This window comes from uncultured Maricaulis sp. (assembly GCF_963975345.1).
Lineage (GTDB): Bacteria > Pseudomonadota > Alphaproteobacteria > Caulobacterales > Maricaulaceae > Maricaulis.
The window spans coordinates 104,356-119,098 of the sequence record NZ_CAXBGE010000008.1 but is presented as its reverse complement, the minus strand read 5'-3'; the positions used below and the strand labels follow the sequence as shown (position 1 = coordinate 119,098).

Genomic DNA, 14,743 nt, shown 5'->3' with positions numbered 1-14,743 from the left:
ATCCGCAGTGACAGACCCGGCCGGCTCCGTCCACCGGGTTCAGCTCAGTAGCTGAGCTGGAATCGCGCCATGGCCGCATCGACGCGTTCGGACAAACCATTGGCGCCGGGTGAGGTTTCGGCCCGGACAAGATTCCCCATGACGCGCAGATTACGCGTAGGATACCAGTTGACGCCGACGGTCCAGTTGGTTTCCTCGCCGCCGGCCACAAGTCCGTCCGACAAATTCAGCGTGCTATAGCGCGCCGCCAGCTCAACCGCCCCGAACGCATTGCGCGGATGAATGGCACCATATGTTCCGCTGGATACGTTATAGCGCTGGCGCTCGCCGGTCATCACCCAGGCGGCCTCGAGCGTGAGCCCGTTAAACACCGGATCGCCCAGGGCGGGCGCATCATTGGTCCGGTAGATATATTGGGCCCGCAGCATCCAGGAATCCTCGATGAGCATCGCTTCAAGATTATAATTGGTGTAGCCGGCAACGCCCGCCATTTGGTGCGTGTTGAGAAGTTTTGTCCGGATCAGGCTGATTTCCTGGCGGGTTCCGACCTTCGATGGCTCGCCGGTCGTCAGGGTACGGCCTTCCACCGCTGCGGCCAGGTGGATCGCGTGGCGGCGCACATTCACCGGCGCGAAGACCACACGTCCGACCACGCTGGTGCCGTCATCTGTATTGGTCAGCGGGTCCGTCGCGATCGGGTTTTCAAATGCGCCGAGCGAAAAAGACCAATGGTCAGTGTGATAATTGGCCATTGCACCGAGCAGGAAATTGGGTGACAGGCCGGCAATCAATGAGCGCTCCATGAGTTTCAGATTATTGGAACTCATCATGTTCTCGCCATTGAATGGCGCCACGACATTGCCGGCTGTGATCGTGGTATTGTCCAGCCCGCGATAGGAAATCCAGAGATTTTTGATGCCGGGACTGGCCGCCCCGACATCGGCGTCGACCTTGAAGCGCCAATCATCGAAAAATTCAAAAGTGGCATCAAGCCGCAGGCGGCGCAGATCGGTGCCGGCCCCCTGGAACACCGTCTGGTCTGCATCGACCGAGACTGTGTCGAGATGCAGGCGGCCGCCAAGGGTGATGCTGACCGGTCCGGATTCCCAGCTCAGTCCGTTGTGGTCGGCCTCAAGCTGAAGCGCTTGGGCGGCACTGGCGAAGGCAAGGGCGGAGCCGATCGAAAGGGCGACGGCCCGAAAAGCATAGAGGGACAAGACGAGTTTCCTTTTTTATCAAGTTTTTGGGTTGGGTTGGTGCTGTTTGTGGATCAGGTCCAGGATGCGCCCGGCAAAGCCGTGACGCCGGAAATTGGTATCGAAATTATGATCGGCCTTCTTCACTGTCACCAGGGTGGCTGCGGGCTCAAGACAGCGCTCTTCAGCCGAGGCATTGATCGCCTCTACCCAGGCGCTCGCCCGCGCCAACCGGTTGCGGCCCTGGCGCGCATCGAGCCGGGGATCTGTATTGAGCGTGCCATTCCTGCGAATATCGGATGTGCCGACAATGACCGAAATCGGCGTTCGCAGGAGGCGGTCCAGGCCTGGTGCGCCCGGCATGCCGTTGGCCTGGGGAGCGAGCCCGTAGGGAAAGGGCTCGTTGCTGTCAGGAAAGGTAAACCAGCCCGGTGCGATCAGGATCAATTGCCGGACCGCGACATCCTGGGTCAGCACGAACCGGTGGGCAAATTGCCCGCCGCCGGAATACCCGCACAGGATTGGTGACTGCGTCGGAATGCCGAACCGAAGCGATGCGTCGGCGAGCACGAGTTTCAAGGCTTGAGACGCGTCGCGGCCTGCCGCGTTGGCCTGTGCCAATTGATAGCCCGAATATTCGGTTTTCGAGAAATGCGGTGCAATGACGCAATACCCGGACGGCCCCGCCGCCCGGGCCATGTGGAAAGCATGTGCCGCGGAATTTCGGGTGATGCCGTGAATCGAAATGATCGTGCCACGAAGGGGAATCTCGGCAGCGGGGCGGGAAAAGAAATACGGCACATGCGGTGCCATCTCGGTGCGCACACTCGAAACGCAGGCCGTTTTCACAGGCCGCCCGGTGAATTGTGTGACCGGCGCCGAGCCGCTGTCTGAAACCGGGTTCATCAGGGCGGCCGGGCTCATCGGCCCGCCTCTGCCGCCAGGATTTCCGGCAGTGTCTGCAGGGCGAGGGGCAGAACATGATCGCCGGCCAGGATTTCCGCGAGGGTGAGGACAGGAAGGCCGCACGCTTGTTCGGCCTCGACCCGGGAGAGTTCCGAGGCGGTCACCAGGCCGGAGACGAATGAGGGTGTGAATCCGATCTCGCTGAGCCGTGCGACACCATAAGCGGCAGCCATGGCATCGCCGGCGGCGAAGACCATCGCATCGACCGTCTGACGGAAGGCCTCGGATTTCAGCAGAAGCTCGGTCTCGGTCTGAAGTAATCCATCGGCGACCTCGGCGATAATGACATCGTGCGAAGTCGAGGCCAATGCGATCAAATCCTGAATGATCGTCGTCAACTCGGGCAGACCCAGGCCGCAGGTCGAGACGTAGCCGGCATTGGTGAAATCATAGACATGGTCGGCGCCGGCATCCAGAAACTGCCACAAATCTCCGCCGGAACCGGTCCCGGTCAGCTTGATCGCCGCGACTCTCAGCCCAGCCTTCTTGAGGCTGTGCACCATCGCGCTCGCCGTCGTCGTCTTGCCGGAATTCATTCCGGCACCTGTCACGGCAATTACACTGGGCGAAAACGCCTGCGACTGAAGCGGAATCGGCGTGCGGAAACGGTTCAGATTCCAGGTCTCGCCGCCGGCATCGCAGAGCAGGCCGATCGGTTCGATCCGGGTCGGTTGGCGCGTTCGTGAGTGTCGGGATCTCACCGTGCCGGCTACGCCGCCGGCGGCCGCGAGATCGCAGGGTTTCAGCGAGTCGGGAACAACCGCATCGAATTGGTCGACGGCATAACGATTGCCATAGGCTATAACGATTTCGTCACCGGGATAGAGATGCGCCCTGCGCCCCGTTGCCAGCTCCAAGCGTTGATGATGGCCGAGGCGCACCACGCGGGCCAGGCAGAGATCGCCCGCGGCGGGCGTGATGTCGGACCGGATATATCCGTCACTGCGCCGGGTACACAGGCGCGTGGAAAAGGCCCATTTGGCCTGACCAAGACGGGCTGTGCCCGCTTTCTTTATCGACGACGCGTTGGCGTTTGACACTTCATTCTCCCGGAACAGTCGATCCGGGAGTCATGTTTTCGATCCCCCCGGACGTGTAAGAGAGCTGGGTGTAATCCTGTCCCGTTACCGTTACGTGCCAAGTGGTGGCCGAGTTTAAATAAAAGTTTCAGTATCATGACTGTCTTCGAATGATTGCTTGCGCCTTGATCCGCGGCGCGCAACACCGCGCCGTAGCTCAGTGTTTGCGGCGGGCGGAACATGGTCCTGTTTCTTTGAAACGGAGGCGGATCAAGACTTGGGAGATGCGGCGTCCCGCCGACCTTATTCGGCTGGCGGATGATCAACCTGCTTTCCAGGACCTCAGTCGCGGCCTCGGGAAAACGCAGATGCCCGGATCTGAGACGCCAATCTGGCACTCCCGCAACTGACTTGATGACAGGCGTGTGATTTTTGGGATTGGTCGTCAATAACCGTGGTTTTTTGTGCAGGCAATTCAGACCATCGAACCGATGTCCGAAGCATAGCTTGGATAGGCAAAAATCAGCCCCTTGATCTGGTTTGCGGTCAAGCCCGCCTTGATCGCCATGGCGAAGAGGTTGATCTGCTCTTCGGCGCCGGGCCCGATCAGATGTGCGCCCAGAATCTTGCCGCTGCCCTTCTCGACCAGAATTTTGTAACCGGACCATTTCGCGCCGACCCGCATGGATGAATACCACCCGCTCGTGGTTTCGAACCGGGTCTCAAAATCCAGGCCTTTTTCCTGCGCTGCCGCCTCGGACAGGCCGACCATGGCCAGATTCGGCAGGGTGAAGACCACGCTCGGGATCGGTGGGTATGAAACGGCGCGCTCGTCCTTGCCGGCGAGCAGGTTCTTTCCGGCGATGCGGCCCTCATTGGCCGAGACCGGGGTCAGGTTGGGGCCACTATCGGCACAGTCTCCGGCGGCGAAGATCGCCGGGTTGGTGGTTCGCATATAGGCGCTGACCTTGATGCCGCGCCGCGAATAGTCGACGCCGGCGGCTTCAAGGTTCAAATCCTCGATGTTGGGGACCCGGCCGGTCGCATGCACGACGAGATCGCAAGCCACGGTTTGCCGGCCGGACGGTGTTTCATAATCCACTTCGAAAGCCGAGCCCGACTTTCGGATTTCAAGCACTTTGGCCGTCGTTTGCAGGTCGATCCCCAGTTCAGTGGTCGCTTCGACCAGCATCGCGACCAGGTCGGGATCGAAATTGCCCAGTGGGCGATCCATCATCTCCAGCACAGTGACTTCGGCGGCGCCGGCGCGCTTCGAGATATGGGCGAACTCCATTGCAATGAATCCGCCGCCAACGAAGACGATCCTGTCCGGACGTTCCGGAAGCTCGAGAAAATCGGTGCTGGTGATCAGATGCGCCTCGCCGGGAATATTCAGGGTCATCGGCCGGGCACCGGTCGCAATATGGAAATGCCGGGCGCGCAGCGTGTCGCCATTGATTTCGATGGTATCGGGGCCCGTGAAGCGGGCGGTGCCGTGCAGCGTGGTGATGCCGGCCTTTTTCAATCCGGCCTCGATCCGCGGCGGCATCGCATCGGTGAAGGTGCGCTTGAAAGCCATCATGTCTGGCCAATTGACCGAAACCTGCGCCTCCAGACCCTTGCCCGCCATATTGTGCGACCATTCGGCGCCTTCGGTTACGGCGATCAGCATCTTTTTCGGGTCGCACCCGCGCAGGGCACAGGTGCCGCCATAGGGAAGGGCGTCAAGGCTCGCCACCGTCCAGCCTGCGGCTGCAGCCATCCGGGCCACGCCATTGCCGCCGGTGCCGGCCCCGATCACGATCAGATCAAATTCCTTGGTCATTTTGTGGGTACTCCCGATGCGACGAAGACGGCGCGAATGCGCCAATTACTGTTGAAGATCTGTCTGGCAGGCGAGGGCGAGGTTGGCTGGCTTGCCCTGGCCTTGTTCATCTCAACCGCGAACCCATTGCAGCATTTGCAGCTCGTAATTCGGCAGCACGAATGCCGCCGCCAAAAAGACCGCACCGATACCCCACCAGATCCAGAAGGCCCGCGATGGACGCCCGCGCCAGAGCGCCAGGGTCGCCGACAGCGCCAATATTCCGGCGGCAGTCCAGACAAAATACGGTTGCCAACGCGCGAACCAGGCCAGGTGCGCGACCAGGCCGGTGGCGATACCCAGCTGCACGAGCAGGATCGGGATGACGCAGCATGACGCACCGATGAAGGCTGCGATGCCGCCAAGCGCGCCGCTACCGGAAAGCCAAGTCTGCAGACTGGGCGGGGAGGGATTGATCTTGGTCATGGCAGGAGTTTACTCTCTGTAGTCACTACAGGTGCAAGGGCGGATTCCGCCATGCCGATCACAAGGATGAGAGCCATGCTCAAACGCGGCGATGTCGCCCGTCAGCTCGACTGCAACATAGAAACCGTGCGCTATTACGAAGGCATCGGCCTGATCGAGCCGCCGCAGCGTACGCAAAGCGGTCACCGCATCTATGACGGCGATGATGTCGCGCGGCTGCGTTTTGTCTTGCGGCTGCGCGATTTGGGTTTTCCGTTAGAGGATATTCGTGCCCTGTTGGCGACCGTCAAGACCGGTGATTATGCCTGCGCCGACATCGCCGTCATCGCCGAACACCAACTCGCCGAGATACGTCGCAAGATCGTGGACCTGCGGCGCCTGGAGAAGACGCTGATGCGGATGACCGAGCAATGCCATCGCGGCGCCACGCCGGATTGCGCGATTATTGAGGCGTTGAGTTGAGGGGGTGGCTCCAACCTCCAACTCCCAAAAATACTACTTCCCCCGGACCTGTTCCGGGGCCCGCCGGAGCTTGGTTGAACTCGCACCGCCACCGAGGGGCAGACCCCGGAATTCGCTGCGCTCCTCCGGGGGAAGTGGGGTGTTTGATGTTGGCGTGGTGCGTAATTGCCCGCTTATCCCCCACATCTCCCAACTATCCCACGTCATCCTGACGCAAGTCAGGACCTCGACGTGACAGGTGCGGAGCCCGGTCTATCGAGGTCCTGACTTGCGTCAGGATGACGAATTTTGCGCGATCTTATCCCCACCCCCTCGGCCCCCGCCGCTTGGCCCATAATCCCCGCATCGGCTGCCGAGCGGGGCGTTTCTAGACCGTCTGGTGATGTGGTGGCCGTGCGATGCCTCGAGTGGACGGGAAATAACGGTCCCGGACCATGAAAGAGCGGACGAGAGAGACGGCGATCCTGGAGGCTCGCCCACTGACGGTGCCCAGACCCTGATCCCGGCCACGGCCGGACGGTAAAAGAGAAGGGTTTGAACGGGCGGATTGGCGCGACCGGGGGTGACGTCCCGACAGGGCCTTTCTACCCCTCGCGATGGTGGGGTGAGGCCAATTGGCCCACACGGTCGGCAGGCTTAGAAAGCGTTGGACAAGACAAGTCGCGGCGTCTGCAAAAACATCGCGTGCGGGAAGATCCGAAGGATCGGATTTTCACTCAAGCGCTTAATGAGACAAGGGTTCGACGGATCTTCCCGTGCATCCCGCCTGATCAATGCCCATCCCTCCAGCCGGAAACGGCGTGGAGATTGTCGTGCAACGGAAAAAGGGGACAGGTATATTTAACGCGCTCGCACCACGGTGCCCGATAGGCAAACCGCCGCGACTGCGCGTTAAATATACCTGTCCCCTTTTAGATATCGAGCGTGCTGATTTCAGGCGCATGTTCCTGGATATAGGCAAAGCGCAGTTCCGGCTTCTTGCCCATCAGGGTTTCCACCAGCGCCTCGACGGTCGGGATACCGCCCTCGGGGATGATGACTCGGGCGAGGGTCCGGACGCCAGGATCCATCGTGGTGGTCTTCAGCTGGGCCGGGGTCATTTCGCCGAGGCCCTTGAAGCGGCCGATATCGATCTTCGCAGAGCCCTTGAACTCGTCGCGCAGCAGCTGGTCACGATGAATTTCGTCGCGGGCATACAAGGTATGGCTGCCCTGGGTCAGGCGAAAGAGGGGTGGTTGGGCGAGGTAGAGCCGGCCGGCATGGATCAGCTCGGGCATGGCGGTGAAGAAGAAAGTGATTAGCAGGGCCGCGATATGGGCGCCGTCGACATCGGCATCGGTCATGATGACAATGCGCTGATAGCGCAAGTCTTCGAGCTTGAACTTGGAGCCAGTTTGACAGCCCAGCGCGAGCTGGAGATCGCTGATCTCCTGGTTGGCCGCGACCTTGTCGCTGGCCGAGGAGACGACATTGATGATTTTGCCGCGCAGGGGAAGGATGGCCTGCGTCTTGCGATTGCGGGCCTGTTTGGCCGAGCCGCCAGCGGAGTCACCCTCAACCAGGAAAAGCTCGGTCCCATCGGCATCGGCGCGCGAGCAATCGGCCAGCTTGCCGGGCAGGCGCAGGCGGCGCGAGGCGGATTGGCGCTTGACGGTCTTTTCCTTGCGGCGGCGCAGCCGGTCCTCGGCGCGTTCGATCGCCCATTCGACCAGCTTGGTGGCTTCCTTGGGCGAACCGGCGAGCCAGTGATCGAACTGGTCGCGCACGGCGGCCTCGACCAGCTTGGCCGCTTCCGGCGAGGCGAGGCGCTCCTTGGTCTGGCCCTGAAATTCCGGCTCGCTGATGAAGACGGAGACCAATGCGCCAGCGCCGCCGAGCACATCATCGGGTGTGATCAGCGCCGCCTTCTTGGCATTGGCATGGTCGGCATAGGCGCGCAGACCCTTGGTGATCGCAGCGCGGAAACCTTGTTCATGCGTGCCGCCCTGCGGGGTGGGAACGGTGTTGCAATAAGTCTGGCAAAAGCCGTCGGCCTCGCTGCCGAAACCATTATTCGACCAGGCCATCGCCCATTCGACGCCGCCGCTGCCATCGGAACGCTCGACCTTGCCGGTGAAGGCCTCGGTCGTGACGAGGGAGGACTTGCCGGTCATTTCGGTGAGCCGGTCAGCGAGGCCGCCGGGGAAGCACAGCAAGGTTTCGGCCGGGATGTCGCTGCCTTCGACCATCGATTCCGGGCAGCGCCACAGGATTTTGACGCCGCGGCGCAGAAACGCCTTGGAGCGTGCCATTGCATAAACGCGGGCCGGATTGACCCGCATCTTGTCGCCGAAAATTTCGGTGTCAGGCAGGAAGCGGATCTTGGTTCCGCGCCGATTGGCCGTGGCGCCGACCTTGACCAGCGGGCCGAGCGGCAGGCCGCGCGAATAATTCTGCGACCACAGGATTTTCTCCCGGGCCACTTCAACTTCGAGCACCGAGGACAGTGCATTGACGACCGAGATGCCGACGCCGTGCAGGCCGCCGGACGTCTTGTACGCCTTGTCAGAGAATTTGCCGCCCGCGTGCAGGATGGTCAGCACGACTTCCAGCGCGGACTTGTCGGGGAATTTCGGATGCGGATCGACCGGGATGCCGCGGCCATTATCGGTGACGGTGATATAACCGTCCTCGTCGAGGGCCACTTCGATCCGGTCGGCCCAGCCGGCGACGGCTTCGTCCATCGAATTGTCGAGCACTTCGGCGAACAAATGGTGATAGGCGCGCTCATCGGTGCCGCCGATATACATGCCGGGGCGGCGGCGCACAGCCTCCAGCCCTTCGAGCACCTCGATCTGGGCCGCGGAATAGCCGGCCGGTGGCGTCGCATCAGGGATGGGCGCAGGCGAGGCGGAAAACAGGTCGGATTGCGAGCTTGGTGATGACATCGGGTCAACATGCCCGAGTCGGCAGCGCTAGGGGAGATTCAAAACAGCCAAAAGCGGTGGGAAAGTCGCCGCCTGCAGCCATCGATCTGGGTTTGATAGCGCGTGGCATCGCGCGCCACGTCGGCGGCAACATTTACCAGCCAGCGCTTGGAGCGATAGCTGCCGCGATTAAACCCGCCATGGCCTTCATGATAGGAGAGATAAAGGTCGCGAGCATTGTCCGAGGGAATGCCGGACAATTGCCGGCTTTTGGATGCATACCAACCGACGAAATCGACCGCATCGCCGAAATTATTGCGGTTGGCGCCGCCGCGCCCGGTGTCCTCGCGATACCAGTCCCAGGTCTGGTCGAGTGCCTGGGCATAGCCATAGGCGCTGGAAGGGCGACTACCCGGAATGATCCCGAACAGGCGATTGCGAGCCGGCCGGGCATGGGCGTTGAAACTGGATTCGCGCTTGAGGATCGCCAGCTGCACGCCGGGCGGCACGCCCCAACGGCGCTCGGTGCGCTGGATCGCCCGCCACCAGGCGCGATTGTCTTCGAGGATCAGGCAGGCATCGGCGGTCTGTGCCGGCGGCGGCGTCGCGCAGGCTGACAGGCTGGCCAGGGCCAGACAGAGGAGGAGGCCGGCGCGTTTCATGCCGGCCAGTCTGGCGGAGTAGGGTTAATGTAGTCTTGCAGGCATACGGCGCGGTTAGAACACCATCCGCATGACGAGCCGCGCTGTGTGACGGATGAAGTCCTGGCGCAGATCGGCATCATAATCGAGCGAGAACACCGAATAGCCCGAGCCGGCGGAAACGCCGAAGCCGAAGATGAAACCTGTCCCTGGCATTTGTTGCGAGCGCAGGGTGAAGGTGGTGTCGTAATTGACAAACTGCGCGTCGGTCTGTGTTGCCGCGCTGGTGAATTCATTGCGGAAACCGGCCTGGATATGCGGTGCCCACCAGCTGTCATTGGAGGTGAAACGGGCCCCGGCCGTCAGCATCGCTGTCGCTGAAAAACTTGTGGAATCACGATTAGAGACAATCAGGTCGACTCCGGAACCGCCGCCGGTCTCGGTGTAGCCGCTCTCATAGAGTCCGAGATAATCGACCGAAACGGACGGGCGCAGGAAATAGTTTCCGGTGGTGAAGTCCCGGCCGGCGCGCGCCGAACCAGCAAGGTGATAGCCATTCCAAGACGCGGACGGCGAGGCGTCAAAGGCACCGATCAGAACGCGACGATTATGTTCGAAACTGTCAAAGCCGGCAGCGGCATAGACATCGAGATCAACACCGCCCATCCGCGATGCCGTGTAGACGCCGAGCTGGCCGGAAACTGCAGACATCGGTTGGTCGAAACCATCGACCTCCGAAATTTCACTGGCCGAGCCAACGAAATTGACACCGGCCGCATAGAAGGGACCGAAGGGTTGGTCGAAGCCGACCGCGATGCCGATACCATGGCCGCGATAACCTGGACCGAAAGAGGTGCCGGCGCGGTCGGCATAATAGCCAAATTCCTGAACCCACAGCCCGCCAGTATCGTCCGGGCTGCGGCGTACGGCGTCGAGTCGGTTGGCCAAGGCGCCAACGGCGCTGTCATTGGTGGCGAGCGCAAACTGGATCGCGCTGGCAGCATATTCTGGCAATAATTGATCATAGGCTTGGAAAAAGTCGCGCTGGGTCGTCAGCGAGGCCATCGCTGCGCCGAGCTCGGCATTGTCCTGCCAAGTGGCATAGGTCGCCTCATAGGCGCTCGCTTGCCCAGCATTCATCCCCAGCTGCTCGGCGGTGCGCCGTTGCAGCGTCAAGGTCAGGGTGTTGGAATCGTTCGGGTCGAAATTGAGCGCCGCCTCGTAGAGATAGGGGGCCGTGGTGTCTTGCAGAACGCTAAGCGCTTCCTCGATTACCAGGCTGTCGGCGGTCAGGATGACATAGGAAGCGCCTTCGCCAATCAGATTGGTCAGGGTTGAGGTGATCCGTGATCCAGCCTCGAACGTGACCGTGCCTGTCGCATCGACGTGCGCGGCAATATCGAGATCATGGTCAACTTGGAAGCGCAAGACGGCACCGTCGCCAAAGCGGGCTTCGCGGATGGTCGTATTGGTCGCGGAACCCAGTGACAGGGTCGCGTTATCGACACTGATTGCCAAATCGCCGTCTGAATCGCTCAAGGCACCTGAAACGGTGCTCCCGCCGCTGACGATCAGCCGGTCGGCACCGTTACCGAAACTGAGAGCACCCGTCACCGTTCCAGATTCGACTTGAAGCGTATCGTCACCACTTCCGAACAGGACGTCACCGATGATCGACACGGTGTCCGTTTCGGCGGCATTGGCACGGCGATACTGCCGCACCGTGGTATCGGTTGTCGCGTGCGAGAGATCGAGGGCGACAGTTTCGTAAGCGGTCGGGTCGGCTGAAGTCGGCGCCGCATAGAGGGTGGAAATGATGCCGGAGTTGACCACGGATGTCAGGCTTCCGGACAAATCCCGAACCGCGACTGCGCTGGCGCCTGCCAGTGCGTTGGCGAAAATCAGGTTCTCATTGACGAGCGAGGGCATGGAAGCCCCGGATTCGATCAAAAGTCCGCGTGCGACAGCAGCGGTGCCAAAGGCTGAGGCGCGGATATCACCGACATTGCTGAACACCGGAATAATCGCTCCCGACCCAAGACTGACCGAAGTCGCGGTCGCAGCAGCTCCGGGAATGCCATAGGCGACAGAATCAATCAGACCGTCATTGAGCAAGCCGCCAGACAGTGTCGCGGTCGTGCCGGCGCCACCCTCAACCCGGATCGACGTCGCATCAATGCCGTCCAAATCGCCGCTCGATGACACAGTGCCCCGAATAACGAAGCTGTATCCCAGATGTTGGGCTGCCTGGCTTTCATCGACATCAACGGTGTCGGGGTTGTCAGCAATGGCCGGGATCACGACTTCGCCGAGAACGATATCGCTGGCTCCGGCAAGGATGTGAACCGCCGGCGCATCGCCGCGAACGTTAATCTGTGCGTTGGCAACGCCTGGCGTGTCAGTCGTCGGGCCGGCAATGTAGAGACCGCCAGCGGCGCTGCCGCTAAGTCGGAAGGCCGAGCCGCCGAGGCGCAGATCGTCGGCATCGAGCTGCAATAAATATTCCGCTGAAGGGCGCGCGATGAAGCGATAGCCGGTGGTGATAATATTGCCCGTCAGCGAAATGGCGCCGCCGACATCGCCGGCGACGGAAACGCCAACGGTGGCTTCGCCCGTGCCATTGACCGTGCCCCCGATCGTCAGGTCGCCGGAAATATCGCTCTGGATGTCGAATGCTGCCGACCGATCACCGGTGACGCTGACGCGACCGGAGGAAACAATCGAGCCGTCAATGCCCGTCAGTACGCGAATGCCCGCCGAATCATTGCCCCGCACGATGATTTGGTTCGTGCTTGAAAGCAGGATGTCGCCCGTAAACACGGCCGCGCCATCTACCAGAATGGCAACCCGGTTGCCGCCGATCGCGCCAGGACCATCGAGATCCCCATCATTGTCGGCATCGGTTGGCGAGGTCGCACTGAGGACCTGAATTTGGCTGGTACTGGTGAAGCTTCCGGTATTGCCGCCGACGATGTGGACGCCGACGCCCCCATCGGTATCGGTGGTGACGGAGACGACACCGCCTTGGGTAATCGAATTATCGCTATCGAGTGTCACCGCAGCTGTGCCGACCGTTGTCCGTGTCACCCGGCCGGAACTGGTGATGACGATATTGTCGGCTCCGCCGCCAGTGCCCGAGGTCGAGGTGGCTATAGGGTCGGTGATTTCCGTGGTTACTTCGCGATCTGCGAAGGCGGCAGGGGCAGCAACGGTCAGCGATACAAGGGCGCTGGCGAACATAAAACGGCGACGCATACCGACTCCTGATGATTACGACCGAACAAAGTCCGGCAAACTTGTCGAGATTTGTAGCGAATGCAAAGCGCGCCGTCGACCGTTCTGGATGTCTAAACGCATACAAACACGGCCGGGATCGCTCCCGGCCGTGCTGCATTGAAGGTCCTGAGGGGCAAATTTCCGCCTAGCAGGAGTAATACATGTCGAATTCGACCGGGTGCGGGTGCATTTCCAAACGCAGCACTTCTTCCATTTTCAACGCGATATAGGAATCGATCTGGTCGTCATCCATGACGCCGCCCTTCTTGAGGAAGTCGCGGTCGGCATCGAGCGATTCGAGGGCCTCGCGCAGCGAGCGACAAACGGTCGGTATGCCCTGGAGTTCCTGCGGTGGCAGGTCGTAGAGGTCCTTGTCCATCGGATCACCCGGATCGATCCGGTTCTCGATCCCGTCCAGACCGGCCATCAGAAGGGCCGCGAAAGTCAGGTAGGGATTGCCGGCCGGATCGGGGAAGCGGGTTTCCAGACGCTTGGCCTTGGGGGAATTCACCCAGGGGATCCGGATCGAGGCCGACCGGTTGCGGGCCGAATAAGCGAGCAGGACTGGCGCTTCATAGCCCGGCACCAGGCGCTTATAGCTATTCGTGCTGGCATTGGCGAAGGCGTTGATAGCGCGAGCGTGTTTGATGACGCCGCCGATATAGTGAAGGCAGGTTTCCGACAGATCGGCATAGCGGTCGCCGGCGAAGACCGGATTGCCATTCTTCCAGATCGACTGGTGCACATGCATGCCGGTGCCATTATCATTCCACATCGGCTTGGGCATGAAAGTGGCGGTCTTGCCATAGGCATGGGCGACCATTTTGACGGTGTATTTATACATCTGCATGCGGTCGGCCATTGTCGTCAGCGTATCGAATTTCATGCCGAGTTCGTGCTGGGCCGGGGCAACTTCGTGATGGTGTTTCTCCGGCTTGAGACCAAGGTCTTCCATCACCGACAGCATCTCGGTGCGCATATCCTGGCAGGTATCGACCGGATTGACCGGGAAGTAGCCACCCTTGGGCCCTGGGCGGTGACCCATATTGCCACCTTCATAGCGGCGGCCGGAGTTTTGCGACATTTCTTCGCTATCAATCGAATAGCTCGTCTCGGCTTGGCCAGCCGTGTAGCGCACATCGTCGAAGATGAAGAATTCTGCTTCCGGGCCGACATAGGCGGTGTCGCCAATCCCGGTTGAGGTCAGGAAAGCCTCGGCCTTCTTGGCTGTGGTGCGCGGATCGCGATTATAGGCATTGCCGGTACCCGGCTCGAGAATGTCGCAGAGCAGGATCATCGTCGGCTGCTGGTAGAACGGGTCCATGAACATTGCGCTTGGGTCGGGCTTGAGCACCATGTCGGACTCATTGATCGCCTTCCAGCCGGCGATCGAGGAGCCATCGAACATCACGCCATCTTCGAAGAAGTCCTCGTTCACTTCGGAACGGTCGAAGGTGACGTGCTGCAGCTTGCCGCGCGGATCGGTGAAGCGCAGATCGACATATTTGATGTCTTCATCATGCAGTTTCTTGAGAATTTCGTTGGACATGGACCGGGCTCCGGATTTGCTGGGCGGCAGTGGTGGGTGGGTTTAAAGCGCGTCGAGACCGGTTTCGCCGGTCCTGATGCGGATGACACGTTCGACGGGGCTGACGAAAATCTTGCCATCGCCGATGCGGCCTGTCTGCGCCGCGGTCTGGATCGCCTCGATGGCGGCTTCGACACGGTCGGCGGGGAGCACGAGCTCGATCTTGATCTTGGGCAGGAAGTCGACAACATATTCCGCGCCGCGATAGAGCTCGGTATGGCCCTTCTGGCGGCCAAAGCCTTTGGCTTCGATCACGGTCAGGCCTTGGACACCGATTTCCTGCAGCGCTTCCTTCACGTCATCAAGCTTGAACGGTTTGATGATGGCTTCGATTTTCTTCATGGCCGACTCCGACGTCTTGGGGTGACGCTAGTGATGCGCTTGTGCGTTACAAGAGGC

General features: G+C 60.9%; 11 protein-coding genes. 1 reads left to right on the top strand and 10 read right to left on the bottom strand.

What is annotated here, in order from left to right; all coding sequences use genetic code 11:
- Window positions 1–44 precede the first annotated feature (44 nt).
- The 5 genes from AAC029_RS10275 to AAC029_RS10255 form a co-directional block, all read right to left on the bottom strand.
- Entirely contained in the window at window positions 45–1,217 is a 1,173-nt protein-coding gene (locus tag AAC029_RS10275; RefSeq protein WP_339747165.1) for a porin, read from the bottom strand.
- 18 nt (window positions 1,218–1,235) lie between these two features.
- Window positions 1,236–2,120, bottom strand: a complete 885-nt coding sequence (locus AAC029_RS10270; RefSeq protein ID WP_339747163.1) for a hypothetical protein — start codon at window positions 2,118–2,120, stop codon at window positions 1,236–1,238.
- Window positions 2,117–3,202 (bottom strand): DUF1611 domain-containing protein, encoded by a 1,086-nt coding sequence (locus AAC029_RS10265; protein WP_339747160.1) that lies wholly within the window; start codon window positions 3,200–3,202, stop codon window positions 2,117–2,119. Before AAC029_RS10265 ends, AAC029_RS10270 begins: the two co-directional genes overlap by 4 nt.
- Window positions 3,203–3,656: 454 nt before the next feature.
- The gene (locus tag AAC029_RS10260; protein WP_339747157.1) at window positions 3,657–5,006 is read right to left on the bottom strand and encodes an NAD(P)/FAD-dependent oxidoreductase; all 1,350 of its coding nucleotides are present in this window, start codon (window positions 5,004–5,006) and stop codon (window positions 3,657–3,659) included.
- A gap of 111 nt (window positions 5,007–5,117) precedes the next feature.
- Window positions 5,118–5,471 (bottom strand): hypothetical protein, encoded by a 354-nt coding sequence (locus AAC029_RS10255; protein ID WP_339747154.1) that lies wholly within the window; start codon window positions 5,469–5,471, stop codon window positions 5,118–5,120.
- Window positions 5,472–5,546: 75 nt separating this feature from the next.
- Here AAC029_RS10255 and AAC029_RS10250 point away from each other — a divergent pair, with 75 nt between their 5' ends.
- Entirely contained in the window at window positions 5,547–5,933 is a 387-nt protein-coding gene (locus AAC029_RS10250; protein WP_339747151.1) for a helix-turn-helix domain-containing protein, read from the top strand.
- 911 nt (window positions 5,934–6,844) lie between these two features.
- Here AAC029_RS10250 and parE read toward each other — a convergent pair.
- The 5 genes from parE to AAC029_RS10225 all read right to left on the bottom strand — a co-directional run bounded on the left by parE (window position 6,845) and on the right by AAC029_RS10225 (window position 14,686).
- Window positions 6,845–8,860 carry a DNA topoisomerase IV subunit B gene (gene parE, locus AAC029_RS10245; protein ID WP_339747148.1) on the bottom strand — a complete coding sequence of 672 codons (2,016 nt, stop codon included), beginning with the start codon at window positions 8,858–8,860 and terminating at the stop codon, window positions 6,845–6,847.
- 38 nt (window positions 8,861–8,898) lie between these two features.
- Window positions 8,899–9,501, bottom strand: a complete 603-nt coding sequence (locus AAC029_RS10240) for a hypothetical protein (protein ID WP_339747145.1) — start codon at window positions 9,499–9,501, stop codon at window positions 8,899–8,901.
- 54 nt (window positions 9,502–9,555) lie between these two features.
- A complete protein-coding gene (locus tag AAC029_RS10235; protein WP_339747142.1) occupies window positions 9,556–12,735 on the bottom strand; it encodes an autotransporter domain-containing protein in 3,180 nt (1,059 codons plus the stop codon).
- 166 nt (window positions 12,736–12,901) lie between these two features.
- Window positions 12,902–14,305, bottom strand: a complete 1,404-nt coding sequence (gene glnA, locus AAC029_RS10230) for a type I glutamate--ammonia ligase (RefSeq protein WP_339747139.1) — start codon at window positions 14,303–14,305, stop codon at window positions 12,902–12,904.
- Window positions 14,306–14,347: 42 nt separating this feature from the next.
- A complete protein-coding gene (locus AAC029_RS10225) occupies window positions 14,348–14,686 on the bottom strand; it encodes a P-II family nitrogen regulator (RefSeq protein ID WP_339747136.1) in 339 nt (112 codons plus the stop codon).
- Window positions 14,687–14,743: the final 57 nt, after the last annotated feature.

Coding starts and splice junctions, on each gene's coding strand:
- AAC029_RS10270 (WP_339747163.1), bottom strand. CDS start 2,120: ATGAGCCCGGCCGCCCTGATGAACCCGGTTTCAGACAGCGGCTCGGCG.
- AAC029_RS10260 (WP_339747157.1), bottom strand. CDS start 5,006: ATGACCAAGGAATTTGATCTGATCGTGATCGGGGCCGGCACCGGCGGC.
- AAC029_RS10255 (WP_339747154.1), bottom strand. CDS start 5,471: ATGACCAAGATCAATCCCTCCCCGCCCAGTCTGCAGACTTGGCTTTCC.
- AAC029_RS10250 (WP_339747151.1), top strand. CDS start 5,547: ATGCTCAAACGCGGCGATGTCGCCCGTCAGCTCGACTGCAACATAGAA.
- parE (WP_339747148.1), bottom strand. CDS start 8,860: ATGTCATCACCAAGCTCGCAATCCGACCTGTTTTCCGCCTCGCCTGCG.
- AAC029_RS10240 (WP_339747145.1), bottom strand. CDS start 9,501: ATGAAACGCGCCGGCCTCCTCCTCTGTCTGGCCCTGGCCAGCCTGTCA.
- AAC029_RS10235 (WP_339747142.1), bottom strand. CDS start 12,735: ATGCGTCGCCGTTTTATGTTCGCCAGCGCCCTTGTATCGCTGACCGTT.
- glnA (WP_339747139.1), bottom strand. CDS start 14,305: ATGTCCAACGAAATTCTCAAGAAACTGCATGATGAAGACATCAAATAT.
- AAC029_RS10225 (WP_339747136.1), bottom strand. CDS start 14,686: ATGAAGAAAATCGAAGCCATCATCAAACCGTTCAAGCTTGATGACGTG.